Consider the following 26,236-nt stretch of genomic DNA (forward strand, 5'->3'; position numbering starts at 1 on the left):
GCTACAATCAACACTTATTGTTAATACAGCCTTTTCAAAAAATATTCCCCTCACGACAACCAACCTTCCTTCTCCGCTCATGTTTTCCACCTTATCAGAATACACATAGTATGAAGAAGTATTTCTCAGGAAAGCGCATGATTAGACAATTACAAGAAAAAGCAGCAGGATAAAGCAGGATTTTGTCAATTAGAGAAGCCATCCATCCTGTTAGAGAGAGAAGGAATGGGATACCAACCGGGCTTTTGTCACGCATAAAGCATAATGGCGTATACTGTTTGCAGATTGAGAGGTGAATGCTTTGGACCAACCAATGCGTATGAAAAGTAACGGTCAAATCAGCATTATGCTAAACTCGCAAAAAAGAACCATTCATAAAGAAGCTCCTGAATCAATCGTTGTTCCAAAGGCAATACCCGCCGAGCACACAGCACTAAAGGAAATTGAAACTGAACTTGGTGCCCTTGTTGGCATGGAGGAAATGAAAAGAACTCTTAAAGAAATTTATGCGTGGATATATGTAAATAAAAAACGCGAAGAAAGCGGGCTGAAAGCCAAAAAGCAAGCGCTTCATATGATGTTTAAAGGGAACCCTGGAACAGGGAAAACAACCGTGGCAAGGCTGGTCGGCAAGCTTTTTCACAAAATGAATGTCCTTTCGAAAGGGCATTTGATTGAAGCAGAACGTGCCGACCTGGTTGGAGAGTATATCGGGCATACAGCGCAAAAAACAAGGGATCTGGTCAAAAAGGCACTTGGCGGGATTTTATTTATTGATGAAGCCTATTCTCTTGGGAGGGGCGGCGAAAAGGATTTTGGGAAAGAAGCAATTGACACCCTCGTTAAGCATATGGAAGATAAACAGCATGAATTTATTTTAATCCTCGCGGGATATTCGGATGAAATGGAATATTTTCTTACCTTAAACCCCGGGCTCCATTCACGCTTTCCACTAGTAATTGATTTCCCAGATTACAATATCGACCAGCTGATGGAAATTGCCCATATCATGCTGAAGGAAAGAGAGTATTCATTAAGCCATGAGGCGGAGAGAAGACTTCGTGAGCATCTTGTCTGGATTAGAACGATAATCGGAGAAAATCATTTTTCAAATGGAAGATATATAAGAAACATCATTGAAAAATCGATACGGTCACAGGCCATGAGACTGCTGATGAATAACAGCTATGACCGTTACGAGCTGATGACCCTAAGAAGTAATGATTTAATATTTGAAGAAGACTAAGACCCGGAATGGGTCTTTTTATTATTTTTACAGTGATATAAAAAAGCCTGCCGGAACTTATAGAAAGTTGGCAAGCCTCTATATGAACTACTTATTTACATATTGCATCAGCGTTTCTGGATCAAAACCTAGGACCCAGTGGCCGTTTACCTTTGTCTGCGGTACGCCCATCTGTCCGGTCTCCTGGACAAGTTTTTGCGCTGCATCAGGATCCATCTGCACATTTACTTCTTTGTAGGTTAATCCTTGAGCCTCAAGGAATTCTTTCATCATTGTGCAGTACGGTCAAGTGTTAGTTGAAAAAACAGTAATATCGTTCATTTTGCATGCCTCCTTAAATTTTAATACCCTTAAAGGTATAGTAAAATGATCCAGGTAATGCTGTCAATTAGGCAATCCAGCTTTTACAAAAAAGAAATACCTGGACACCCTTTGTTTTTCCCTACTTTTAATAAAAAAAACAGGACAGGAAACGATTAAAGCGGCATAAAAAAGACAAACCCCGTTTCTATCAGGGGTTTGTCGTCCGGGTATTTTTTAATTCTCGCGAACGCGCTTAACGGGGAGCTTCCAATCATACGTGTACGAAAGAACCCTTAAAGCTGTAATGATAACAAACAAAGAATACAGCTCAGCTGGACTTTCAACAATTTTCAAACCAATCGCCAATCCGGCCATAATCGCCCACACGGCATATATTTCTGAATGCAGTACAATTGGCTTTCGGCCAGCGAGCAGGTCGCGGATGATTCCGCCGCCAATCCCTGTAAGAACCGCTGCAACAATTACGGCACTTAAAGGGTGGCCCATTTTTGAAGCATACAAAGCACCCTGGATAGCAAAGGCAGACAAGCCGATCGCATCAAACAAATTGCCCCATTTTTGCCAGTGTTTTAATAGATTCATAGGGAATAAGAAAACAGCTGTCATCGAAAGCAAGGCAATTTGAAAAAATAACCCCTGGCTCCATAAAGCTGAAATGGGTACACCAATTAATAAATTTCGTATCGCACCACCGCCAAAAGCAGTGACAATCCCTAAAATATAAACTCCTAAAATATCATATTCTTCTTCCATGGCAATAATCGCTCCGCTGATTGCGAATGCAACAGTGCCAATCATGCTTAGTACTTCCCACGTCATTTCTTTTTAACTTCTCCTCGTAATCGTTTTCAAATATAAATTATATTGATTTTATCATGTGTCTCTGCTTTTTCAATCTTTTTTTAAAAAAATGTTGAAAAAGAACAAATAAGTGAAAAATTAGAGTATCCATAAACTTTTTGATATGATGAAAAAAGATTATTCAACGGAAAGTAGGGGTTCCATTGGAACAAAAAACAGATCTGGAAAAAGCAATACTTGTTGGCTGCCAGACAACCAAGGAAGATGACCTGAGATTTCAATATTCCATGGAGGAGCTTGTTTCCTTAACTGAGACAGCAAAAGGTGAAGTCCTGCTATCAGTTATTCAAAAGAGGGAGAAGGTTCATCCTGCAACCTATATCGGAAAAGGGAAAGTGGAGGAATTAAAAGCAATCGTTGATGAAATGGAAGCTGATTTGGTTATTTTTAATGACGAGCTTTCTCCAAGCCAAAAGCGGAATTTATCTTCAGTCCTCGAAGTGCGAATTATCGACAGGACCCAGCTAATCCTCGATATATTTGCACAAAGAGCCCGTTCCAAGGAAGGTAAGCTCCAGGTCGAATTGGCACAGCTTCAATATTTGCTTCCTCGGCTTGCAGGACAGGGTACAGCAATGTCTAGGCTGGGGGCCGGTATTGGAACAAGAGGCCCCGGTGAAACGAAACTGGAAGCGGACCGCCGCCATATCCGCCGCCGTATCGATGATATTAAATCACAGCTGAATGTGATTGTTCATCACCGCGATCGTTACAGGGAGAGACGGAAGAAAAACAAGACCTTCCAAATCGCGATTGTTGGTTACACGAACGCTGGAAAGTCCACACTTTTTAACCGTCTGTCAGAAGCGGATTCCTTTGAAGAGAACCAGCTGTTTGCCACACTCGATCCTATGACCAGAAAAATCATTCTGCCAAGCGGATTTTTGGCTCTTATTACAGATACAGTTGGATTTATTCAGGATTTGCCAACGGCACTCATCGCAGCCTTCCGCTCCACTCTTGAGGAGGTTAAGGAAGCGGACTTATTGCTGCATGTTGTCGATATGGCAAACCCGGATTATTTTCAGCATGAAAAAACGGTCAACCATTTATTAGATGAACTTGATATTAAAGATATCCCGCAGCTGACTGTTTATAATAAAAGGGATATTAAGCATCCGGATTTTGTTCCGACTGCGCAAACGCCAACAGCCTTTATCAGTGCTTATGATGTGGAAGATCGAAATGCGTTAAAGAAAAAGATAGAACAGCTAGTAATAGAAGAGATGGAAGCTTACAGCGTGAAGGTTCCTTCCACAGAAGGCAAGCTTCTTTCACAATTAAAAAATGAAACAATCCTGAGGGAACTGACGTTTAATGAGCAATTTCAGCTGTATGAATGCAAAGGGTACTCTTTAAGAGACCACCAGATAACAGGGCAGCTGCAAAAATATAGTGTTTAGATAAGGGGTTACATCATGTTTCAACAATTAAAATACGGGGAGAAGCTTCAGACAATTGTAAAGGAAGCAGAAAAGCAGATTGCTGAAGTTCATAAAGAGATAGACGGAAGAATTGATACGAATCAATTCAGGGTGTTACAAAGCTTTCAAAAGCACAGGGTAAGCGACTCACATTTTATCCCTTCTACCGGGTATGGATATGATGATACCGGAAGAGATACGCTTGAAGCCATTTATGCAGATGTTTTTGGAGGAGAGGCGGGCCTGGTCCGCCCGCAGATTATTTCAGGGACCCATGCCATATCCATTGCCTTATTTGGCGTATTAAGACCTGGTGATGAACTTCTGTATATCACTGGAAAACCTTATGATACACTCGAGGAAATTGTCGGTATTCGCGGGAACGGAGTAGGTTCTTTAAAAGAATTTGGGATCTCCTACAACAGCGTTTCTCTAACTGAAGATGGCAGAATGGACTGGGACGCTGTGGCGAACGCAATTAAGCCGAACACGAAAATGATTGGCATCCAGCGGTCAAAGGGTTATGCGGTCAGACCGTCCTTTACGGTAGCGGAAATAGGGGAAATGATTCGATTTGTAAAAGAAATTAAAAACGATGTGGTTGTTTTCGTGGATAACTGCTACGGCGAATTCGTGGAGGAAATCGAACCATGCCATATAGGGGCAGACCTAATGGCAGGTTCTTTAATAAAAAATCCTGGGGGAGGAATTGCTAAAACAGGCGGTTACATTGTTGGAAAAAAACAATGGGTGGAAGCCTGTTCCTACCGGATGACGTCTCCGGGGATCGGTGCAGAAGCGGGAGCATCTCTGTACAGCCTCCAGGAAATGTACCAGGGTTATTTCCTGGCACCACATGTTGTGGGGCAGGCGCTTAAGGGAGCCGTTTTTACTGCTTCGATGCTTGAACGACTAGGTATGAATTCCTCGCCAAAATGGAATGCCAAACGGACAGATTTAATTCAATCCGTTCAATTCGATGATAAAAACAAAATGGTTGCTTTTTGTCAGGCAATCCAATTTGCATCACCTGTAAACTCTCATGTGACTCCTTACCCAAGCTATATGCCTGGATATGAAGATGATGTGATAATGGCAGCAGGTACATTTATTCAGGGGGCTAGTATTGAACTTACCGCTGACGGGCCGACAAGGCCGCCTTTTGTTGCTTATGTTCAGGGAGGTTTGACGTACTCCCATGTCAAAATAGCGGTTTGTCTCGCACTAAGCTCTTTGGCTGAAAAAGGTTTAATTGATTTAAATTAGGTTAACTTAAAGGAGGGCAGCATGGGTTGTCCTCTTTCTGTTTTAATTAAAATTTTTTTCATGTTAGGAAACCTAACACAAGATTGACATATTACCTAACATGCCATATAATACCCCTATAAAGCAGTGAAAAGGGAGGAGAAATCTTGGCCGGTAATGAAATTCGCCGTTCCATGCCGCTGTTTCCCATTGGAATTGTCATGCAGCTGACAGAACTGACAGCCAGGCAAATCCGATATTATGAAGAGCATAAACTGATTTCTCCCGCAAGAACAGAGGGAAACAGGCGGATGTTTAGTTTAAATGACATTGACAGACTGCTGGAAATTAAAGACCTGATTGACCGGGGAATCAATATGGCCGGAATTAAAGAGGTCTTTGCCGTTAAGGAAAACCAGACAGTCACTGCCGAAATAGAAAAACAGGCAGAAAAAGTAAGGCACGAATTATCCGATGATGAATTACGAAAAATACTTCGCAGTGAGCTTCAGCATGCTGGAAGATTTAATCGATCATCATTGAGGCAAGGGGATATGTCCCGATTTTTCCAATAGGGAAAACATGACATAGAAGCAAAGCAATTATTCTATTACTTTTTTAACAGGAGGAATTTAGGAAATGGCAAAGAAGTTTTCAAGAGAAGATATTCAAAGAATAACTAAAGAAGAAAATGTAAAGTTTATCCGTCTTCAATTTACTGACATCCTTGGAACCATCAAGAACGTGGAGATTCCGGTAAGTCAGCTTGAAAAGGCGCTTGATAATAAAATGATGTTTGACGGCTCTTCCATCGAAGGTTTTGTTCGTATCGAAGAATCTGATATGCTTTTATATCCAGATCTTGACACATTCGTAATCTTCCCTTGGACAGCTGAAAAAGGTAAAGTAGCACGTTTGATTTGTGATATCTATACTCCGGAAGGCCAGCCTTTTGAAGGAGATCCACGTAATAACCTGCGCCGAATCCTTGATGAAATGAAAGAACTTGGATTCACAAACTTTAACCTTGGACCTGAGCCAGAATTCTTCCTGTTTAAATTAGATCCTGCTGGGGAACCAACACTTGAATTAAACGATAAAGGCGGATACTTTGACCTTGCTCCAACAGATCTTGGTGAAAACTGCCGTCGTGACATCGTTCTTGAGCTTGAGGAAATGGGCTTTGAAATCGAAGCTTCCCACCACGAGGTAGCTCCTGGACAGCACGAAATCGACTTTAAATACGCAGATGCTTTAACAGCATGTGACCAAATCCAAACTTTCAAGCTTGTTGTAAAAACAATCGCTCGTAAGCACGGATTGCACGCAACATTCATGCCAAAACCATTGTTTGGCGTAAACGGTTCTGGTATGCACTGTAACCTTTCATTATTTACAAGCGGCAAAAATGCATTCTATGACACTTCTTCCGAACTAGAATTAAGTGAAAATGCGCGTCAATTCATCGCTGGTATCCTTAAGCACGCTCCAAGCTTTACAGCTGTCACAAACCCAACTGTAAACTCTTATAAGCGTCTCGTTCCTGGATACGAAGCTCCATGTTATGTTGCCTGGTCTGCAAGAAACCGTTCACCACTTATCCGTATTCCTGCATCACGCGGCCTAAGCACACGTGTAGAAGTGCGCAGCGTTGACCCTGCAGCGAATCCATATTTGGCGATGGCAGTTCTATTAAAAGCTGGACTTGACGGCATCAAAAACAAACTTACTCCTCCGGCTCCAGTAGACCGCAACATCTATGTAATGAACAAAGAAGAGCGCGTTGAAGAAGGTATCGTCGATCTTCCTGCCACTCTTGCACAAGCTCTTGACGAGCTGAAGAAAAACGAAGTTATTGTTTCAGCACTTGGCGGACACATTTTCGAACACTTCGTGGAAGCGAAAGAGATCGAATGGGATATGTTCCGCACTCAAGTTCACCCATGGGAACGCGAGCAATACATGAGCATGTACTAAGATATTTTCAGAACCCTCCGCACTTTGGTGCTGGGGGTTTTTTTATTTTTAAAAAAGAGGTTGAGAGCCGGTGGATAGGGGTAAATTTTAGACAAGCAGTTTACTAATTTAAAATTAACCGCTAATGCTGATAGATAGAAGGGGAAAGCGATGAAGAACCAGACGATGATGCAGTTTTTTGAATGGCACGTAGAGGCAGACGGAAACCATTGGAACAGGCTCAAAGAAGCAGCCGCAGAATTAAAAATGAGAGGAATTGACTCCATTTGGATTCCACCTGCAACAAAAGGCCAGTCAGCAGAAGATACTGGTTACGGTGTTTATGACCTATATGATCTTGGCGAATTTGATCAAAAAGGAACAGTAAGAACCAAGTATGGAACAAAAGAAGAGCTTTTGGCCGCTATTGATGAATGCCATATGAATAATATAAAGGTTTGCATGGATATTGTGATGAACCACAAAGCGGCAGCGGATGACACGGAGTTATTTAAGGTTATCGAAGTGGACCCTAATGACCGAACAAAGGAAATCTCAGCACCCTTTGACATCGAAGGATGGACAAAATTCGATTTCCCGGGCAGAGGTGATAAATACTCAACCTTTAAATGGAACTTTGAGCATTTTAATGGAACAGATTATGATAATAAAACAGAAAGAGTCGGTGTTTACCGGATTTGCGGTGACGATAAAAATTGGAATGAAAATGTCGACAGTGAATTTGGCAACTATGATTACTTGATGTTTGCCAATATAGACTACAATCGGGAAGATGTCAGGGAAGAAATGACCAGATGGGGCAAATGGCTCTATGATTCAACTCATTGTGACGGGTACCGCCTCGATGCTATTAAACACATAAACCATGATTTTATTAGACAATTTGTTATAGAAATGATGCTTCATTGTGGAAAAGATTTCTACGTTGTAGGAGAGTTCTGGAATTCTGAGTTGGAGGCATGCCGCAACTTCCTGGATAATATTGAATTTAAAATCGATTTATTTGATGTTTCCCTGCATTACAAGCTGCACGAAGCATCTATAAAGGGTCGTGAGTTTGATTTATCAACGCTTTTTGATGACACTCTTGTAAAATCACATCCTCTTAATGCAGTGACCTTTGTGGATAATCATGATTCACAGCCGTATGAAGCCCTTCAATCCTGGGTTGAACCCTGGTTTAAACCAAGTGCCTATGCGCTCATTCTTCTGCGCCAGGAAGGCTTACCTTGCGTCTTTTATGGAGATTATTACGGAATCAAAGGGCCTGAACCTCGCGATGGAATGAAGGATATCATCGATAGGCTTCTCTATGTAAGACAGTTTAAAGCCTACGGAGAACAGGTCGATTACTTTGATCATCCAAATACCATTGGATGGGTTCGGAAAGGAATCCCTGCCGTACAGAACTCAGGTTGTGCGGTTGTAGTATCAAATGGTGATGATGGTGAAAAAACGATGAATGTTGGCGAGGAACGAGCTGGCGAAGTGTGGGTTGATATCACCCATTCACGGGAGGAGAAAATTACAATCGGGGAGGATGGCAGTGCCACATTCCCGGTAAATGGCGGCTGCTTGTCCGTATGGGCTGTTTGTGAGGAGGAATAAAAGTTTGGAGAGGCGTTCCTTTTGGGACGCCTTTTTGGCATATGTTTAGGGGTATTTGGTAGTTGGCGATACGCCCTTATAATGTTTTTGATGAAAAATACAAACCTTTTTTATTGAAAAAGAGTTTTTTAGGTTAATATTCAATACATTTATGGAGAATACGGATGTTTTCGATGGTTATACCCTCTCGGTGAAGAAAGAATACCCCACTTTATCGAAGAAATGCACGGGTTTATCAAAGAAATGCACGAGTTTCTCGAAGAAATGCAAGATTTTTCAGAGGAAATGCACGAATTTATTAAGGAAATGCACGGATTCTCTATTAAATGCCCGGCTTCGTTTAAGAATGCCTTTCTTTATTCGGTTATGCCCGAATAAAGAAAGATATGAACATCCTGTATTTTATGGGCCACTCCGGCTAATATGAACTTCCGGGTTTTATTCAGAATATAGGTAAAGGGGAGAAATCTAGAGGAACAAGTTATTGGGCTGGGGAGGGAAATGGAAGGTGGTATATGTATTTCCCTATTACTTTAAAAAGAAGCAGCCGATACTACCGGGATGTTTCTCGATCCAGTCAGCAATTGATACTGAAAAATAAAATAATCCAGCTCCTGGCTGGCTTCAATGGTTACTTCGTTAATTAAACCGAGCTGCTGACCTTTGTCGATTAAATCAATTCTCAAGTATTCGATATAAATCTTTAGTTCAAAAGGAGAAAATATCAGTAAGTTTTCCATCATCCAACCTCTTTTTACATAAATAGACATCCGCACAACTGATTTTACCAAGTTCCGCTCCATTTTGAAACCCTTTATTTTAAACAAAAAACGACATAATTCTTCATTCTTGCTCCCCCACGGGCCATATCTCCATCACGCACTCCCTGCGATAAAGTAAACATTGAACTTTTGTAACATAGCATGGATACGAGTCGCCGAGTAATTTGGTTTCCAATTTAGATAAAATCATTTAAGGAACTGGGGAATATTCCCTAGTTCTTTTTTTAGAAAAAGGGACAATTTCTATGTCAATAACATTATAATTACATTTGGATTAAATTTATATGTAAAAGGGATGGGTTGAGTTGGTCGATTTGAATAAAGGAAATACAGGCGGAAATAAAGTATTAGGTTTTGTAAAAAGAAGATGGAAGTATATTTTAACTGCCTTGATTGCTCTTATTATAGGTGCTAACACTGGTCCTTCTGGTGCTGATCTGGATAATGCCAATTCCAAAGTAAAGGCCGCTAATGCTAAGAATGCGGAATTGAAAGATGAAATTGGTTCAAATAAAGCTAAAATTAATAGACTTACAAAAGATAATAAAGAGCTTTCTAATAAGGTTAGTGAAGCGGCTCCCTTTTTTGCAATGAGTGAGCAAGAGCGTGAAAACAAGGAAAAAGAAGCGCAAATCAAAGCGGCTGAACTGAAAAAACAGGAAGAGGCAAAGAAAGAAGCAGCAGCAAAAGCGGAGGCAGCAAAGAAAGCAGCCGAAGAAAAAGCAGCCGCCGAAGCAGCAGCTCAAGCACTGGCAGCAAAAACTAAAACTTTCGGTGCTGGTAAATATGTCGTTGGCCGTGATATTGATGCGGGACTTTACGATTGTAAAGCTGTAAGCGGTCAAGGTAACTTCATTGTTGATGATGGAGGCAAAGTAAATGAAATGTTTGGTGTAGGCGATAGCAAATGGTATAATCCTGAGTTTAACAATTTGGAATTGGAAGATGGAGATACCATTGATATCAATAATGACCTGCATATTAAGTTTATTCCTAAAGAATAGTTGATAAAATTCGATTAGATAGCTGTTATCTGATGATAAAAAAATTAACATGATTTAATCGAACCAGGGGTTATCCTATGTTCGATTACTTCGTATAACCAAACAGAAAAGGATGTCCTTGATGCGGGCATCCTTTTCAATTTTTCTTTTAAACTATTTCAATTAATAAGGATGGTGATAACCGCCGCCATAATGGAACGGGCCATGGTGGTATCCTACAGGATAGTGATGTGGGTATGGGTAATAAGGTTGATGATGATGATGGTATCCATATCCGTGACCATATGGGGGATAACCGTGATGCCAGCTTCCATGTGGCTGATATCCGGGAAACATATACGGGGGCATTTCCTCACCTCTTTTATTTATGGGTTAGTTATACCTTATGAATAAAAGGTGAGCCGTGAGTTTGACCAATGCTAAATTGGGCGGTTAAGGGAAGTTATTGCGGTTTTCTCTCTATTTTCCGTGATGATTTGAGCCTAAAACATCAAATCTTCTAATGACAGCATCACCTCCATAACCCGCCAGGATTGAGAGGAAGGCCACCTGTACGGGTGAGGTTGGCTCCGCGTAGAGTATAACGAGGACTGAAGCGAGGGAACCCAAGGACATTTCCAGTAGAAAACCAGGGTACAAAAATTTCTTGGTGCGATAAGGCACTACAAGCTTTCCGTTCTTTCTCATATGACTGCAGATACCGACCATGCCACCTAATATGATGGAGAAAGCAATGTTGAAAAACATGAACTCCTCACACTCCCTTAAGCCTAAATATTTTTGTGACCTAAGGCTATTCGTGTTGTGTGTTCATTATATCGAAAAAGAAAACCCTATACATGAGTTAAAATACTGAATTTTCCAAAAAATTAAATAGTTCTAAATAACTGTATAAAAATACCAATCAGTTAAATTAGAATAATTTTAAACAAAAAAGGCGGGCATTTTGCACTGCCTCGCCTTAAATCGTTTAAAATCACGGTTTTTACTATAAAGTCTATCTTCCTAGTGAATATCTCTATAAACTCCAATAACCTTACCCAAAATTGAGGCATTTCTTACAATAATCGGATCCATAGATGAGTTTTCAGGCTGTAATCGGATATAGTCCTTTTCTTTGAAAAATCTCTTACAGGTTGCTTCATCTTCTTCGGTCATAGCGATTACGATATCACCGTTGTTAGCAGTGCTTTGCTGTTTAACAATAACGTAGTCGCCATCGAGAATACCGGCCTCTATCATACTATTACCCATAATCTCAAGCATGAAGACATGCTCATTCGCTGGAGCGATCCGCTCAGGAAGGGGAAAGTATTCTTCAATATTTTCAATAGCAGTGATCGGCTGACCAGCTGTTACCTTACCGACAACTGGGACATTAATTACGCTTGCCCTGGGTATATGCATACTTTCTTCAAGTTCCAATATTTCAATAGCTCTTGGTTTAGTAGGATCCCTGCGAATAAGCCCTTTGCTTTCCAGGCGGGCCAGGTGGCCGTGGACTGTAGAACTGGAAGCTAGTCCAACTGCTTCGCCTATTTCACGAACGGATGGCGGATAGCCCTTTTTCCTAACTTCCCCTTTGATAAAGTCAAGGATATCCTGCTGCCGCTTTGATAATTTTGCCATTTAGATTGCACCTCGTCTGGTTTATGTTGATTTTATTATAACATGTTCCCATTTTTGATACAAACATAAGTTCGAATATTTTTGTTGACGTGAAACAAACGTTCGGTTTATAATCAAATCAACAAATGCGAACATATATTCTAATAGAGGTGCTTGAGATGAAGAAAATGTGGAAAAAGTATTCCTATGCTATTATTCTTGTAGGTTTAAGCTGTCTATCTGCTTTGGTTCTATCATTTACATTGGATTCTCCAGACGAGAACAATTACATAAAAGTCACTGTTTCTCAAGGTGATTCAATCTGGAAGATTGCTGATCAATATAAAGAAGAAAACAATATGTCAAAGGATCGCTTTGTAAGCTGGATAAAGCTTCATAATGAAGTAAATGGGGACAAGCTGATTCCTGGCCAGGAGCTTGTTATTCCGGTAAAAGAAGAAATCTTATCTACTGGTGAGCTTGCCAGTGCAGCAGGGGAATAATCAATATAAAGAAAGCGGGCTGATTGCTTCATGAATGCCATTATATATTGCAGAGTCAGCACGGATAAGGAAACACAGGAAACCTCCTTAATCAGGCAGGAGGAAGAATTAACCCAACTGGCCAGCCAAAACCAATTTCAAATTGCAGAAATTATAAGGGAGCAGGCCAGCGGATATGACCTGGAGAGGGAAGGTATTCTTCAGCTGCTGGATGAAATAAGGAAACCCGATATTCATGCAGTATTAATACAGGATGAAACCAGGCTGGGGAGAGGTAATGCAAAAATTGCCCTCCTTCATTGCATTTTAAAAGAAGGCATCAAACTCTATAGCATCTATCATAACGGAGAGCTGCAATTATCCGAATCTGATTCGATGGTGTTAAAAATTGTTGGAATGGTGGAAGAATACCAGCGGAAGCTCCATAATATAAAAATCAAACGAGGAATGAAACGGGCAGTGAAAAATGGCTTCAAACCTCAGAGGAATTTAAAGAACCAAGGTGAGGGAGCCGGCAGGGATAAGATTGAAGTGCCCATAGACGAAATAGTGCGTTTGAAAAGAAATGGACTTACTTTTGCCGAGATTGCCGCCACGCTTAGGGGTTTTGGATACCAGGTTTCCAAAGCTACCGTACATAGAAGATATCAGCAGCATATGGAGGACCTAGATGCTGAGGACTGATATAAAACGTAAAGACCCCTTTGGCTTGCCAATGGGTCTTTTTTTTAGTAAAATCAGTTGTCATATTTAGAAAAATAATTTGATCTTGTTGATCTAATAATAGAAACCTCAAGAAAGAAGGGACAAGCATGCTTTCAAAAGAGAAAATGAAAAGAATAAATGAGTTAGCGAAAAAAGCGAAGGAAAGTTCACTTTCTGAAGCAGAGGCTAAGGAACAGTCCGCCCTTAGAAAAGAATATCTTCAGACCTTTCGCTCCTCCATGCTGGATACTTTAACGAATACAAAGATTATCGACCCGGAAGGCAATGATGTAACACCTGATAAACTCAAGCAGCGTAAAAGGAATCAAAAACTTCATTAATGAAGAGGAGTGCAGAAATGTACTCCTTTTTTATTTTCATAATCTTGTTCTGTTTGTGTCATGATAAAGAGGGAATATGCATTATTGACTAGAAATTTACAGATTTTAACTTCAAATTCAAGCAGGACAGCCTTGGTTTAAAGTGACTGCGCTTACAACATTCACTTTTGTTGTATTAATCGCTTTAGACCTATAATATAAGGATGTAACCAATATCCAAGGGTTAAAGAAAGGATGTAATTTATGTTTGAAACTATTGATGAGTTATCAGTAACGTCTATTCGAACACTTTCAATTGACGCTATCGAAAAAGCAAACTCAGGACACCCAGGCTTGCCAATGGGAGCTGCTCCTATGGCATACACACTGTGGACTCGTTTTATGAACCACAATCCAAATAATCCACAATGGTTTAATCGTGACCGCTTTGTTTTATCAGCAGGACATGGTTCCATGCTTTTATACAGCTTGCTCCATTTATCAGGTTATAACCTGCCAATGGAAGACATTAAACAATTCCGCCAATGGGGAAGCAAAACTCCAGGGCACCCAGAATACCATCACACTGAAGGTGTAGAAGCTACCACTGGTCCTCTTGGACAAGGTATTGCTATGGCTGTTGGTATGGCAATGGCAGAACGCCATCTGGCAAGTGTTTATAACAAAGAAAACTATGAACTTGTAAATCATTTTACATATGCACTTTGTGGGGACGGAGACCTTATGGAAGGCGTTTCAGCAGAAGCTGCTTCTCTTGCAGGCCACTTAAAGCTTGGCCGTCTGGTTGTGCTTTATGATTCAAATGATATCTCCCTAGATGGAGAATTATCACAAGCTTTCTCTGAAAGTGTAAAAGATCGTTTCCTTGCTTACGGATGGCAATATGTTCGTGTAGAAGACGGAAATAATTTGGACGAAGTTGCAAAAGCAATTGAAGAAGCAAAAGGTGATCTTGATCGTCCAACTATTATTGAGGTTAAAACCGTCATTGGTTACGGTTCACCAAACAGAGCTGGTACTTCAGGTGTTCACGGCGCGCCACTTGGTGAAGATGAACTGAAGCTTACTAAGGAAGCTTATAAGTGGACTTTCGAACAGGATTTCCATGTTCCTGATGAAGTTTATTCCCACTTCAAAAAAATGATTGTTGAAAATGGCGAGAAGAAAGAAAAAGAATGGAATGATTCTTTCGCTCAATATAAAAACGCATTCCCTGAGCTCGGCAGCCAGCTTGAAAAAGCAATGGCAAATGAACTTCCTCAGGGATGGGACAAGGATATTCCTGTATACGAAGAAGGAAAGGCCGTTGCAAGCCGTCAATCTTCACATGAAGTTTTAAATGGCATTGCAAAAAATCTTCCAACCTTTATTGGTGGTTCTGCAGACCTTGCAGGTTCCAATAAAACCATGATTAAAGGATCTTCCGATTTCTTGCCAGGATCATTCGAAGGCAAAAACATCTGGTTTGGTGTGCGTGAATTCGCCATGGGCGCAGCCCTCAATGGTATGGCGCTACACGGCGGAATCAAGGTATTCGGCGGTACATTCTTTGTATTCTCTGACTACCTGCGTCCGGCAATCCGCCTTGCTGCATTAATGGGACTTCCAGTAACATACGTGTTCACACACGACAGTATTGCTGTTGGTGAAGACGGCCCAACACATGAACCAGTTGAACAACTGGCTGCTTTAAGAGCTATGCCAAATCTTTCAATCATTCGTCCTGCAGATGGAAATGAAACAGCTGCTGCTTGGAAGCTTTCTATTGAGTCTGAAAACAAGCCAACTGCGCTTGTATTAACTCGTCAAAACCTTCCAACGATCAAGGATACTGACAAGAATGCTTATGAAGGAGTTTCCAAAGGAGCTTATGTAATCTCACCTGCTTCTAAAGAAACGGCAGATGCGTTATTGCTTGCTACTGGATCTGAAGTTGGTCTTGCAGTAGAAGCTCAAGCAGTACTTTCAAAAGAAGGTATTGATGTAGCAGTTGTCAGCATGCCTTCATGGGATCGCTTTGAAGCTCAGTCCAAGGAATATAAAGAATCTGTTATTCCTAAAACAGTGAAGAAACGCCTTGGAATCGAAATGGGTTCTTCATTTGGCTGGCACAAGTACACAGGCGACGAAGGCGAAGTATTGGGTATCGATACCTTCGGTGCTTCTGCTCCTGGTGAAAAAGTAATGGCAGAATACGGATTTACAACTGAAAATGTAGTAGCACGTGTAAAAGCTTTACTAAATAAATAATACTTTTAAGCTGTTTCAGAGACTGCCGATATGGTGGTTTTTGAAACAGCTTTTTTTGTTTTGTGTTCTTAGAAAAGATAGTAACGTGCGGAAATATCTCTGCTATGCGCCAAATTCAATAGTTAACGCGCGGAAATGTCTCTGCTATGCGCCAAATTCAAGGTTTAACGCGTGGAAGTTTATCTCTCATGCGCCAAAACATTTAAGTTGGAAAATTTTGAGGGACACTCCAGCGGAAGAACGAACTGCCAAGCTTGACAATTCGTCCGCGAAAAGGGAGCGGTTCTTTTTGTAAAATACAGTTGACTATTTGAGGAGACCTCTGCCATCTCACGTGACAAGTTTTGGAAATGTCCGCTATAATAAAATAAATAGTTGAAAATTATGAATTCGACATATTTTTCGCCGCCTTAAGACAAAATTTTTACTAGTTTTTTTTTATAATGAAGAAAATAGAGTTGCCTGGCGAAGGAGAGATTGTGGTGAGAAAGTATCGGCTATATTTAATAGAAGATGAATTTGCTGCACATTACTTCGGAAGAGAGCGCATGTTTTTTCAATTGTTCAGGGAAAGTGAATTTTCAAAGGGCGAGTTAAAGTATATAATCGATAAACAAATTAAGTTCATTACCAAGCCGATACCGGTACTGCGCGTTCACCAGATGATTCAAAAAAAACTTGGAAATGATAAAGGATTTAGTGCAGAAAATGGCACATATTCCATAGAAATAAGCGGAAAGCTAAGCAGGGCAACATTGGAAGTCCGTGGAGAGGCAATATATGTTGAAGGTTCTGGCAGCTATGAAGCCGAAACGGTCTTTTTTGAAGTGCTGCGGAAATGTGAAACTTCTTTTTTAGCCATCGATCTGGAGAAAAGCCGGTTTGGGTGGCTTAAGCCTATAAAGGAAAGAAAATTTGTCTAAATAAAGGCGGATATTGTATAATTGAGCTTTGTTTAGTACACTGTATGTTAGACAACATGAAGGAGGAAATTTAAATGGGAATTAACATTCTAGTTGGTGTCCTGGCTCTAGTAGTCGGTATAGCACTAGGATTTTTCATTGCACGTAGATACATGATGACCTACTTGAAGAAAAATCCGCCAATCAATGAACAAATGCTTAAAATGATGATGATGCAAATGGGTATGAAACCATCCCAGAAGAAGATCAATCAAATGATGGCAGCAATGAACAAACAAACGAAATAAAGTAACTTGGCAATTGCTTCGCTTATAGCCGACAGCAGAGCCTTTCTTGCACTTATTCGTTCAGAATTTATAGAAGAAATTCTGATTAGCGAATCGGACAAGCACTCATATGATTATGGGTGCTTTTTTCATTGGGAAGAAATATTTTTTTAATCTTTATTATTGTGAAAATATTTGATAAAATTAAAATTCGGCAATATGGAGTTTTTTTCCTTAGTTTTCCGAAATAAATACACAGAAACAAATCTTCTCAGGGGGTTACGGAGGCGTTATATGAAAATATTTTTAGATTTAAAATGGTTTTTTCAACAAGAGAAAAAAGCTTATATTTCAGGGGTTTTTCTGCTTTTGTTAGTAGCATTGCTGCAGCTGGTTCCTCCAAAAGTAATAGGAATCATGGCAGACGAAATCAAAGAGGGAACCCTGACAAAAGGGATTCTCATTCAATGGATTCTTGTTCTGGCTGGAGCAGGAATTGGCATGTACACTCTTAGATATTATTGGAGAATCATGATATTTGGGTCGGCTGTAAAGCTTTCCAAGCAGCTGAGAAATAAGCTTTATCAGCATTTTACGACGATGTCGCCGGCATTTTACCAGAAAAGGAGAATTGGCGACCTCATGGCACATGCCACTAATGACATTTCGGCAATACAGCAGACAGCTGGGGCTGGGGTTCTAACGCTTGTAGACTCCTTATCAACAGGCGGATTTGTTATTCTGGCGATGGCTTTTACGGTCAGCTGGAAGCTAACATTAATTTGCCTAATTCCTATGCCGGTTATGGCGTTTTTGACAAGCTGGTTTGGAACCATGCTGCACCGCACCTTCCATAAAGCACAGGAAGCTTTCTCTGACTTAAATGATAAAACTCAGGAGAGCATCACCGGTATTAAAGTCATTAAAACGTTTGGACAGGAAAAGGAAGATATAGAAGATTTCCGCAGGCAGTCTGAGGATGTTGTAAAGAAGAATATTGTTGTGGCAAAAATAGATTCTTTATACGACCCAACGATTTCAATCATTGTCGCTATCTCCTTCTTTCTATCAATTGCGTTTGGAGCTAAGTATGTTAACAATGGAGACCTGACAATTGGCCAGCTGATTTCTTTTACAACTTATCTTGGATTGCTTATTTGGCCAATGCTCGCTTTCGGATGGCTTTTTAATATTGTCGAGCGCGGCCGGGCTTCCTATGACCGCGTTGCCGCATTGCTGGCTGAAAAGGTCGATATTGAGGATAAGGAAGGCTTAACGGATGAAGTTCCAAGTGGCGTCATCCAATATAATATAGAAGAGTTTACCTATCCAGGTGAAAATGAACCGGTTCTAAGAGATACCCATTTTGAACTGATGCAGGGAGAGACACTAGGAATAGTCGGCAAAACAGGCTCAGGGAAAACGACTCTATTAAAGCTCCTCATTCGAGAATTTGATATAACCAATGGCCAAATCGTTTTTGGCGATAAAAATATAAGGGATTATAAGCATGAAAAGCTGCGGGAAGCGATTGGCTATGTCCCACAGGATCATTTTCTATTTTCAGCGACGATTGCTGAAAACATTGCCTTTACCGATCCAACTGTTCCTTTTTCAGAGGTTGAAAAAGCGGCAAGCCTTTCGAATATCCATGATGATATTACTCAATTTACGGATGGCTATAAAACAGTTGTCGGTGAGCGTGGAGTATCTCTTTCAGGGGGACAAAAGCAGCGGATCTCGATTGCCCGTGCACTTCTAATGAATGCTGAGGTACTGATTTTGGATGACTCATTATCAGCAGTTGATGCTAAAACAGAAGAAGCCATTCTATCTGCCCTTAAAGCAAATCGTGCAGGCAAAACAACCATCATTACCTCTCACCGCCTAAGTGCCATCCAGCATGCTAATTTGATTATTGTAATGGATGAAGGAAAGATAACGGAGCGAGGAACGCATGAGGAATTGATGATTGCCGGTGGCTGGTACAAGGAAATGTATTTAAGGCAGCAGCTAGAAGAACTGGTAGAGCATGGAGGGCACTAAAATGGAAAAAACAGAAATGCTGACCGAAAAAGATCAAAGGAAAATCCTTTTTCGGCTGCTATCCTATACAAAACCGTACAAAAAAGATCTTATTCTCGCGTTTACATTCCTTTTGATCACGACACTTGGTGATATTGTTGGCCCATATCTCGTTAAAATTTTTATTGACGATTACCTTACACCGGGCAACCTTGTATACAAGCCATTGCTGATGCTGGGAATCGCTTATATGGGAATACAAGTGGTGAAAATGGTCATCCTTTATTTCCAGCTCGTAAAATTTCAAGAGCTGGCGCTGTTTATTATCCAGCAGCTGCGAATAGACGTGTTTTCTAAGGTTCAGGCACTCGGTCTTAAATATTTTGATCGGACGCCGGCAGGAAGTATCGTCTCAAGGGTAACAAATGATACCGAAGCGATTAAGGATATGTTCGTAACCGTACTGGCAACCTTTATTCAAAGCGGATTTTTGCTAACAGGTATATTAATTGCCATGTTCATCCTGAATGTAAAAATGGCGCTTCTGTGTGTCGTGTTTATTCCTATTATTATCTTGGTCATGGCCATGTACCGGAAATACAGTTCCAAGTACTATCTCGATATGCGGGAAAGACTCAGTCAGCTGAATGCCAAGCTTAGCGAATCTTTGATGGGAATGTCCATAATCCAGGTATTCCGCCAGGAGAAAAGGCTAAGAAACGAATTCGAAGATATTAATAACCAGCATTACAATGCCGGAATGAAAAATATTAAAATTGACGGACTGCTGCTAAGGCCGGCAATCGACCTGATTTATACCTTCGGGCTGATTATGGTATTAAGCTTTTTTGGTATTACGTCTTTCACTGCCTCTGTTCAAATAGGGGTGCTGTACGCGTTTATCAATTACCTGGACCGCTTTTTCGAGCCGGTTAATCAGATGATGATGCGTCTATCTCTTTTTCAGCAGGCGATTGTAGCAGGTTCAAGGGTGTTTAAGCTTTTGGATGATACCACACTTGCGCCAGCTCAAATCATAGACCAGCCAGTACAAATCGGGCAGGGAAAAATAGAGTTTCAGAATCTTTCTTTTTCCTATGATGGTAAAAGGGATGTTTTGAAAAATATCTCCTTTACTGCGAATCCTGGTGAAACCGTGGCCCTCGTAGGCCATACAGGCAGCGGCAAAAGTTCGATTATCAATCTGCTGATGCGCTTTTATGAATTCGAGCGCGGAAAGATTTTAATCGACGGGGTTCCTATCCAGGGCTATGCAAAGGATGAATTAAGAGAAAAAATGGGGCTGGTTCTTCAGGATCCGTTCCTCTTCTATGGAACGGTCAAAGACAATATTCGCCTCCATGATCAATCGATAACAGAGGAAGAGGTAAGGGAGGCTGCGAGATTCGTTCAGGCGGATGCTTTTATCGAAAAACTGGAGGATTCCTACGATCATAAAGTAGTCGAGCGAGGTTCCACTTTTTCAAGCGGCCAGCGTCAGCTGGTAGCATTTGCGAGAACGATGGCAGCCAATCCTAAGATTCTCGTTTTGGATGAGGCGACTGCCAATATTGATACTGAGACAGAAGAAGCCATTCAGACAGCCCTTGAAAAAATGAGGAAGGGAAGGACAACGATTGCGATTGCGCACCGTTTGTCCACCATCCAGGATGCGGACTTAATTCTTGTCTTACACCACGGTGAGATTGTAGAGAGAGGAACCCATCAGGAGCTCCTTGCGTTAAGAGGGCTATATCATAAAATGTTCCTGCTGCAAAACGGTTCTGTTGAACGGCTGGAGGATGTAGTGAATTAATAAATAGTACATTAAGAAAGCCTGGGGCGTCCCCCAGGCTTTTTTCTCAATTATCATATGAAATTGTCTTACTTTAATTTTTTAGAAATGCTGCACTTGGACTTTTTTAATGTACCTTTTGTCGTACTCATTCAAAAGGTGGTCAAGCTCCTGGCTGTACTTGATGGCGATGGAGGAACTCAAACCGTTTTTGGTCGCTATCAGAATTAATTCTGACCGCTTTTTTTCGATAATCTCTAGCAAATCCTGTTTTAACACGGCCAAAGTTCCTTTCTGCAATCTATTAAAATGGAGTCTAGTTGAAATCCATTTTCAAGCCTTTACTAGTATACCTGATATTGGTAACCAATTCAAAAGATATATGTAAATAAATATCCAATCACAGAACCCATATTTTGTATAGGGCATTATTAACTAAGTAATTAACTGCGGGACACAAAAGTTTCAAATCAGACATTAACAACTTGGCGTAAATTTTGTTAGAATGGAGACAGTGAACAAAGGAGTTGTTTGATATGCATACGGATGTGAATTTCTTCCTGGCGCTTGGTGCCGGATTTTTAAGCTTTATCTCACCATGCTGTCTTCCCCTGTATCCAGCGTTTCTTTCTTACATAACAGGGATGTCAGTAGGGGAGCTGAAAACAGAAAATGCCATGCTTCAAAAAAGAAGTATTTTGCATACGGTCTTTTTCCTGATCGGGTTTTCCATTATTTTTGTTGCTCTAGGATTTACAACCTCTCTTCTGGGACGCTTTTTCTATAACTATCAGGATTTAATCCGCCAGCTTGGTGCCATCTTTATGGTCTTATTCGGATTAATAGTGGTTGGCGTATTTAAACCAGAATTTCTTATGAAGGACCGCCGGCTTGAATTCAAGCACCGTCCTTCCGGATTTATCGGATCCATCCTGATCGGTATGGCCTTTGCAGCCGGCTGGACGCCTTGTACAGGTCCGATTCTTGGGGCCGTTCTATCCCTTTCCGCAACCAATCCGGGCTCAAGCATGCTTTATATGAGCGGTTATATTTTGGGATTTGCCATCCCGTTCTTCATCCTTTCATTCTTTATCGGCCGTATGAAATGGATTCGCCGCAACAGCGCGAAAATCATGATGGTCGGCGGCTATATTATGATCGTAATGGGAATCATGCTGTTCTTTAACTGGCTGACTAAAATTATTATTGCCTTCCAGAGTCTTTTTGGCGGATTTACAGGCTTCTAAAAAACCTGTGGAGAATGGCGAAGCAATAAATTGAAATTATTCTGTTAATCCGATATATTAATGGATATGGTTCTAAAAAATGCTGAAATTAATAGATTGAAAGATGGCTTCGGGATTTAATCCGGTATGCCAGGGGGGTAACAGCATTGGCAAGGATATTAATAGTAGACGATGCAAAATTTATGAGAATGACGCTGACGAATATTCTAATAAAAGCAAACCATGATGTAGTGGGAGAGGCTGAAAACGGCAGCGAGGCAGTAAAACTTTACGAAGAGTTAAAACCTGACCTTGTCACAATGGATGTAACCATGCCGGAGATGAGTGGCCTTGAGGCAGTAAGACAAATTAAACAGGGCGACCCGGAAGCAAAAATCATCATGTGCTCAGCCATGGGCCAGCAAAAAATGGTGGTCGAAGCGATTGAAACCGGTGCAAAGGACTTTGTTGTAAAGCCTTTTGACGAAGGCCGGGTACTGGACGCCATAAATAGGGTGCTGAAATAAAAAGCCATTTTAGGCTTTTTTATTTCTTTCAGTGAAAAATATCATTACTTAGGATAGAATGTATGATATAAAATAGAGTGAAACCAGTTAAATACAGTGATTATAGTTGCTGTTAAAATTATTTTGATAGGGATGATCGATTTGAGCAACGCAGTAATAGCTTCTTCGATTGGTGCTGCCTTAATGGCTGTAGCTGTTATGTTTGTGAGACTGAAAGCTGCGAAAAAACCGGCTTCAGCAAGGAAAATAATTCTTCCTCCGTTTTTTATGAGCACAGGGGCCCTGATGTATCTTTATCCGCCTTTCAGACTGACAGGAATGGAAATCCTCGAGGCCGTTGCAGTGGGAATGTTTTTTTCTATTTTTCTAATTAAAACGTCTACATTTGAAATCAAAGATAACGACATTTATCTAAAACGCTCTAAAGCCTTTGTGTTTATCCTGATTGGCTTGCTTATCATCAGGATTGTTCTAAAAACAATTTTGAGCTCGGAAATTGATGTTACCCAGCTCAGTGGCATGTTCTTCCTGCTGGCATTCAGCATGATCGTACCTTGGCGTATAGCGATGTATAAGAATTATCAGAAGCTCTATAGGGAGCTTCACAGTGGAAGAAAAGCTTAAGCACCTGTTATCAGGTGCTTTTGTTTTAAGGTAAAATAAAAAACTGCCAGGGCAGCCTGTCAGTTTTAAAATAAATGTTCAAATGGAGCAACGCTAATTTTGTTTTCGTTTAGCTTTTTACGCAAGAATTTGTGATCGCGCTTTGGTGTAGCTAGTATATAGCCGCGGATAACCAGATCCTCAGTTATGCGTGAAGCGTTCTCTTTTAGGGCTAACTCACCGATCTTACCAGCAATTTTATGTTTTGCCACATCACGGAATAATTCAGGGACGGGGCTAACTAAATCATTAAGCAGGACTTTTTCTTCGTCATGCCACAAATGGAGGGATTTATTCACAAAATGCTCTTCCCAGTCCATAACAGACTTTCCATCCTGCTTTGGCAGCTTTTTCAAGAACTTCCTGAACATAAAGAAACCGCCGATTCCAAATGATCCAACCAGAAAAAGAACCCAAAATAATATAAACCATAAAAACCAACCGTGCAGCTGCTGCATTCTTTTCACCTACAAAAAATAATTTCACTTTATTATAGACTGTTTTCACTATATTAGACAAGCAATCGTCTATTATTGGCAATTAAGTGAAATCTATTGATAGACAGGCTGTTTTATTAGTATAATAAATATGTTCTCATACACGGGGCTGAATGGGGTACTGGTGTCCTCCACGGTCTTCAAAACCGCTTGTGACCTGCGTGCCAGGTCAGGTGGGTTCGATTCCCACGCAGTCCCGCCAACCCAATCATTCCAAAGCTTTTCACTAATAATTATAAAGCAGGAGACCGAGTGCAATCGGTCTTTTTTTATAGGTGGTGCCCAAAATGGTGCCATTTGTGTTTTTGGTGCCCAAATACTACTCAAGCAACCCATTTAAATGGTCGACGGCTATCCCTTCAATTGAATCTGTCAGGTGCGAATAAAGATCCATAGTCACATTAATTTTGGAGTGGCCTAAACGGGCACTGACTATCTTCGGATGCACATTTTCCTTCAGTAGTATCGTTGCATGTGAATGCCTTAGGTCATGAAACCGAATGTCTGGAAGGTTCGCCGCTTTTAAACACCTTTTCAGCGCTCTGGTAATTTCAGTTGGAGCCATGATATTCCCTTTAGTATTGCAAAAGACTAAGCGATGAGGGTTAAAGGAATCTCCAAGGATTTTTTCTCGATGGTCGTGTTCATCCTTCAGTTTTAGCAGAAGCTTGAACAATTCCGAGGTTAACCTTATACCTCTGGGTTTCTCGTTCTTGGGAATTTTATTAAAGAAATATTTCCCGTTTGCTTCTGTAATGGTTTGGCGGATATAAACCTTACCTGTTGTAAAATCAACATTTTCCCAAGAGAGTCCAATTAACTCGCTTTTTTGCATTCCGGTATGGGCAGCTGCATAAATCACTGGGAAGTATACCGGGGTTTTTTCCTTTGCCATTTTCAACAATTCATTGAGCTGTTCTGCACTTAGTGTTTTCATTTCTGGCTTAACCGGTTTTGGAGGCTTAGCTCCTTTGGTCACGTTTTTGTTGATGAATTCCCAATCAATCGCATCATTTAGGGCCTTTGACAAAACGCGGTGATGGTGCATGACCGTTTGTGCTGAAAATGTTTGTAATTTTACCTTATAGTAGTTTTGCAGCTCTATAGGTTTTAAGTCTCTTAATGAGATGTGACCTAAAGAAGGGTGAAGATGGGTTTTGATGATTTTCTCGTATTCAGCAAGCGGTTTAGGCTTAAGATTCGTCTTAGCGTAGTTTTCCAGCCAGTATTCCAAATAATCCCCTAACAACAACTTTTTTTCAACTGCCAAGTTGCCTCTTTGTATTTCGAGCATTAATTCGGCCATGGCTGCTTTTGCCTCGCTGATTTTTTTAAAGCCACGTCTTTTAATTCTCTTCCGATTGCCATTCGAGTCTGTCCCAGCCTCCAAAACAAAATAATATGTTCCATTCTTATCTTTCTTAGGATAACCAGCCCAGCCATTATTTTTCCTCCAAATAAAGCTGGACACCAAGCATTTGCACCTACTGTTATCATAAAACAATCGGGTAACTTGTGGCAAAATATCACTTAGTGTCCTTCTGTTTTTTTATCAAAAGCAAATGTTATGCCGTTAAATGGTTGCCTTCAAACCATTCCAAAAATGATTTTTTTGAAACCAGAATTCATTTTCCAACCCTTACGGTATGGAATGAGTTCGATTTGACTAATTGATAGGCTTGGCTTCGGCCGATACCTAGGAAATCTTGCAGATCCTTTACTTCCAACACTTCCGGCAGTTCAGATGTTTTTGTCATGATATATCTCTCAAATTGTTTAAAATGTTTCTAGCACTGATTTATAATTTAATAAAATTGTCCCCATTTGCCCCATTTCGCTTAAAGTGTGATCCCGCGGCTGTCATCCATGGAAGAATACTATCCCCATGCCTTCCCCGCTATCCCCGTTCGAAAGGGGATAATTGGGAAAGATAGGAGGCTGCTCGTTTTTGTTCAAAAGCTTGCTACACCAACGCTTCATTCCGTTTGGGGGTATTGGGGGAGGTTTTTAGCAAAAAAGGATTTACCATTAAATATTGTTTGGGTTTCCCAAAGTCCTTTTCAAAGAACGTGTTAATGAATCCACGTTCCTCAAGCTCTTTTAACAGGATTTTTAACCTTTTACTGTCGAATCGGTTCTTAACACGTTGTTGGATGTCCCTGCCAGCATCCTTACGAGGAATTTCTTGAAAAGCGAAATCTAAGCAGCTGGACTAAAACCAAAACTAACATTCTAGGAGGAATTATCTAATATGAGTCATGTTGGAAATAAAATCAAGGCTGGTGTCTTTGCGACACCATCACGTCAGGGAGAATATTTAACTAAATTACTAGTAGTAGAAGGCAGCCTATTAAATTACAATGTTATGGTGAGAAAGGATATGTTAAATTGAATTAATAATACTACTAGATTAGAAAAAATGCATAATGATGTAAG

Annotated in this window: 29 protein-coding genes and 1 tRNA gene; 20 read left to right on the forward strand and 10 right to left on the reverse strand. The window is 40.7% G+C overall.

Going from position 1 to position 26,236, the window contains the following annotated elements; translation table 11 throughout:
• Window positions 1-301 precede the first annotated feature (301 nt).
• Complete coding sequence (gene spoVK / locus AC3WR0_RS01570; protein WP_492550680.1) at window positions 302-1,246, forward strand: stage V sporulation protein K; 945 nt, start codon at window positions 302-304, stop codon at window positions 1,244-1,246.
• Between the two features lie 87 nt (window positions 1,247-1,333).
• Here spoVK and AC3WR0_RS01575 read toward each other — a convergent pair whose 3' ends face one another.
• Both AC3WR0_RS01575 and AC3WR0_RS01580 read right to left on the reverse strand, forming a co-directional pair.
• A complete protein-coding gene (locus tag AC3WR0_RS01575) occupies window positions 1,334-1,567 on the reverse strand; it encodes a glutaredoxin family protein (protein ID WP_492550681.1) in 234 nt (77 codons plus the stop codon).
• A 216-nt stretch (window positions 1,568-1,783) separates the two neighbouring features.
• Entirely contained in the window at window positions 1,784-2,389 is a 606-nt protein-coding gene (locus tag AC3WR0_RS01580; protein WP_492550682.1) for a trimeric intracellular cation channel family protein, read from the reverse strand.
• Window positions 2,390-2,574: 185 nt separating this feature from the next.
• Between AC3WR0_RS01580 and hflX the strand changes: the two genes are divergently transcribed.
• The 5 genes from hflX (at window position 2,575) to AC3WR0_RS01605 (ending at window position 8,685) form a co-directional block, all read left to right on the forward strand.
• On the forward strand, window positions 2,575-3,834 hold the full coding sequence (gene hflX / locus AC3WR0_RS01585; protein ID WP_492550683.1) for a GTPase HflX: 1,260 nt from the start codon (window positions 2,575-2,577) through the stop codon (window positions 3,832-3,834).
• 15 nt (window positions 3,835-3,849) lie between these two features.
• A complete protein-coding gene (locus AC3WR0_RS01590; RefSeq protein ID WP_492550684.1) occupies window positions 3,850-5,121 on the forward strand; it encodes a methionine gamma-lyase family protein in 1,272 nt (423 codons plus the stop codon).
• A 146-nt stretch (window positions 5,122-5,267) separates the two neighbouring features.
• Entirely contained in the window at window positions 5,268-5,675 is a 408-nt protein-coding gene (locus AC3WR0_RS01595; RefSeq protein ID WP_027322439.1) for a MerR family transcriptional regulator, read from the forward strand.
• 64 nt (window positions 5,676-5,739) lie between these two features.
• A complete protein-coding gene (gene glnA / locus AC3WR0_RS01600; RefSeq protein WP_492550685.1) occupies window positions 5,740-7,077 on the forward strand; it encodes a type I glutamate--ammonia ligase in 1,338 nt (445 codons plus the stop codon).
• 150 nt (window positions 7,078-7,227) lie between these two features.
• Window positions 7,228-8,685: an alpha-amylase gene (locus tag AC3WR0_RS01605; protein WP_492550686.1), complete on the forward strand. Its 1,458-nt coding sequence runs from the start codon at window positions 7,228-7,230 to the stop codon at window positions 8,683-8,685.
• Between the two features lie 533 nt (window positions 8,686-9,218).
• Here the strand turns inward: AC3WR0_RS01605 and AC3WR0_RS01610 are convergent.
• Window positions 9,219-9,488, reverse strand: coding sequence for an aspartyl-phosphate phosphatase Spo0E family protein (locus AC3WR0_RS01610; RefSeq protein WP_081679995.1), 270 nt, complete (start codon window positions 9,486-9,488; stop codon window positions 9,219-9,221).
• A gap of 284 nt (window positions 9,489-9,772) precedes the next feature.
• On the opposite strand from AC3WR0_RS01610, the gene AC3WR0_RS01615 reads away from it, so the two are divergent.
• Complete coding sequence (locus AC3WR0_RS01615) at window positions 9,773-10,471, forward strand: hypothetical protein (RefSeq protein WP_492550687.1); 699 nt, start codon at window positions 9,773-9,775, stop codon at window positions 10,469-10,471.
• Window positions 10,472-10,633: 162 nt separating this feature from the next.
• On the opposite strand, the gene AC3WR0_RS01620 is transcribed toward AC3WR0_RS01615, so the two are convergent.
• From AC3WR0_RS01620 to lexA, 3 genes are all read right to left on the reverse strand, one after another.
• Entirely contained in the window at window positions 10,634-10,819 is a 186-nt protein-coding gene (locus AC3WR0_RS01620; RefSeq protein WP_492550688.1) for a hypothetical protein, read from the reverse strand.
• A 111-nt stretch (window positions 10,820-10,930) separates the two neighbouring features.
• Window positions 10,931-11,218, reverse strand: coding sequence for a DUF4257 domain-containing protein (locus AC3WR0_RS01625; protein WP_492550689.1), 288 nt, complete (start codon window positions 11,216-11,218; stop codon window positions 10,931-10,933).
• 258 nt (window positions 11,219-11,476) lie between these two features.
• Window positions 11,477-12,100 (reverse strand): transcriptional repressor LexA, encoded by a 624-nt coding sequence (gene lexA, locus AC3WR0_RS01630; RefSeq protein ID WP_027320810.1) that lies wholly within the window; start codon window positions 12,098-12,100, stop codon window positions 11,477-11,479.
• Window positions 12,101-12,258: 158 nt separating this feature from the next.
• Here lexA and yneA point away from each other — a divergent pair, with 158 nt between their 5' ends.
• The 8 genes from yneA (at window position 12,259) to AC3WR0_RS01670 (ending at window position 20,908) form a co-directional block, all read left to right on the forward strand.
• Window positions 12,259-12,582 (forward strand): cell division suppressor protein YneA, encoded by a 324-nt coding sequence (gene yneA / locus AC3WR0_RS01635; RefSeq protein ID WP_492550690.1) that lies wholly within the window; start codon window positions 12,259-12,261, stop codon window positions 12,580-12,582.
• Window positions 12,583-12,612: 30 nt separating this feature from the next.
• On the forward strand, window positions 12,613-13,266 hold the full coding sequence (locus AC3WR0_RS01640) for a YneB family resolvase-like protein (protein WP_492550691.1): 654 nt from the start codon (window positions 12,613-12,615) through the stop codon (window positions 13,264-13,266).
• A 128-nt stretch (window positions 13,267-13,394) separates the two neighbouring features.
• The gene (locus AC3WR0_RS01645) at window positions 13,395-13,628 is read left to right on the forward strand and encodes a DUF896 domain-containing protein (protein WP_027320813.1); all 234 of its coding nucleotides are present in this window, start codon (window positions 13,395-13,397) and stop codon (window positions 13,626-13,628) included.
• 243 nt (window positions 13,629-13,871) lie between these two features.
• The gene (gene tkt / locus AC3WR0_RS01650) at window positions 13,872-15,878 is read left to right on the forward strand and encodes a transketolase (protein ID WP_492550692.1); all 2,007 of its coding nucleotides are present in this window, start codon (window positions 13,872-13,874) and stop codon (window positions 15,876-15,878) included.
• A 482-nt stretch (window positions 15,879-16,360) separates the two neighbouring features.
• The gene (gene sirA, locus AC3WR0_RS01655; RefSeq protein WP_035442838.1) at window positions 16,361-16,801 is read left to right on the forward strand and encodes a sporulation inhibitor of replication protein SirA; all 441 of its coding nucleotides are present in this window, start codon (window positions 16,361-16,363) and stop codon (window positions 16,799-16,801) included.
• Between the two features lie 74 nt (window positions 16,802-16,875).
• Complete coding sequence (locus AC3WR0_RS01660) at window positions 16,876-17,088, forward strand: YneF family protein (RefSeq protein WP_027320816.1); 213 nt, start codon at window positions 16,876-16,878, stop codon at window positions 17,086-17,088.
• Window positions 17,089-17,361: 273 nt separating this feature from the next.
• Complete coding sequence (locus tag AC3WR0_RS01665; RefSeq protein ID WP_492550693.1) at window positions 17,362-19,113, forward strand: ABC transporter transmembrane domain-containing protein; 1,752 nt, start codon at window positions 17,362-17,364, stop codon at window positions 19,111-19,113.
• 1 nt (window position 19,114) lies between these two features.
• Window positions 19,115-20,908 carry an ABC transporter ATP-binding protein gene (locus tag AC3WR0_RS01670; protein ID WP_492550694.1) on the forward strand — a complete coding sequence of 598 codons (1,794 nt, stop codon included), beginning with the start codon at window positions 19,115-19,117 and terminating at the stop codon, window positions 20,906-20,908.
• Between the two features lie 81 nt (window positions 20,909-20,989).
• On the opposite strand, the gene AC3WR0_RS01675 is transcribed toward AC3WR0_RS01670, so the two are convergent.
• Complete coding sequence (locus AC3WR0_RS01675; protein WP_035442842.1) at window positions 20,990-21,166, reverse strand: aspartyl-phosphate phosphatase Spo0E family protein; 177 nt, start codon at window positions 21,164-21,166, stop codon at window positions 20,990-20,992.
• 257 nt (window positions 21,167-21,423) lie between these two features.
• Between AC3WR0_RS01675 and AC3WR0_RS01680 the strand changes: the two genes are divergently transcribed.
• The 3 genes from AC3WR0_RS01680 (at window position 21,424) to AC3WR0_RS01690 (ending at window position 23,264) form a co-directional block, all read left to right on the forward strand.
• Window positions 21,424-22,134, forward strand: coding sequence for a cytochrome c biogenesis CcdA family protein (locus AC3WR0_RS01680; RefSeq protein ID WP_492550695.1), 711 nt, complete (start codon window positions 21,424-21,426; stop codon window positions 22,132-22,134).
• Window positions 22,135-22,280: 146 nt separating this feature from the next.
• Window positions 22,281-22,640, forward strand: coding sequence for a response regulator (locus AC3WR0_RS01685; protein WP_027320820.1), 360 nt, complete (start codon window positions 22,281-22,283; stop codon window positions 22,638-22,640).
• Between the two features lie 141 nt (window positions 22,641-22,781).
• Entirely contained in the window at window positions 22,782-23,264 is a 483-nt protein-coding gene (locus tag AC3WR0_RS01690; protein ID WP_492550696.1) for a CcdC family protein, read from the forward strand.
• Between the two features lie 65 nt (window positions 23,265-23,329).
• On the opposite strand, the gene AC3WR0_RS01695 is transcribed toward AC3WR0_RS01690, so the two are convergent.
• Complete coding sequence (locus AC3WR0_RS01695; protein ID WP_492550697.1) at window positions 23,330-23,761, reverse strand: DUF2621 domain-containing protein; 432 nt, start codon at window positions 23,759-23,761, stop codon at window positions 23,330-23,332.
• Window positions 23,762-23,905: 144 nt separating this feature from the next.
• Between AC3WR0_RS01695 and AC3WR0_RS01700 the strand changes: the two genes are divergently transcribed.
• A tRNA-Sec gene (locus tag AC3WR0_RS01700) sits at window positions 23,906-24,002 on the forward strand.
• 117 nt (window positions 24,003-24,119) lie between these two features.
• Here the strand turns inward: AC3WR0_RS01700 and AC3WR0_RS01705 are convergent.
• Together AC3WR0_RS01705 and AC3WR0_RS01710 are read right to left on the reverse strand one after the other, a co-directional pair.
• Complete coding sequence (locus AC3WR0_RS01705) at window positions 24,120-25,271, reverse strand: site-specific integrase (RefSeq protein ID WP_492550698.1); 1,152 nt, start codon at window positions 25,269-25,271, stop codon at window positions 24,120-24,122.
• A 154-nt stretch (window positions 25,272-25,425) separates the two neighbouring features.
• The gene (locus AC3WR0_RS01710; RefSeq protein WP_492550699.1) at window positions 25,426-25,557 is read right to left on the reverse strand and encodes a helix-turn-helix domain-containing protein; all 132 of its coding nucleotides are present in this window, start codon (window positions 25,555-25,557) and stop codon (window positions 25,426-25,428) included.
• A gap of 494 nt (window positions 25,558-26,051) precedes the next feature.
• Here AC3WR0_RS01710 and AC3WR0_RS01715 point away from each other — a divergent pair, with 494 nt between their 5' ends.
• Window positions 26,052-26,192: a hypothetical protein gene (locus AC3WR0_RS01715; RefSeq protein WP_492550700.1), complete on the forward strand. Its 141-nt coding sequence runs from the start codon at window positions 26,052-26,054 to the stop codon at window positions 26,190-26,192.
• Window positions 26,193-26,236: the final 44 nt, after the last annotated feature.

The organism is Neobacillus sp. FW104-15D2 (genome assembly GCF_058790155.1).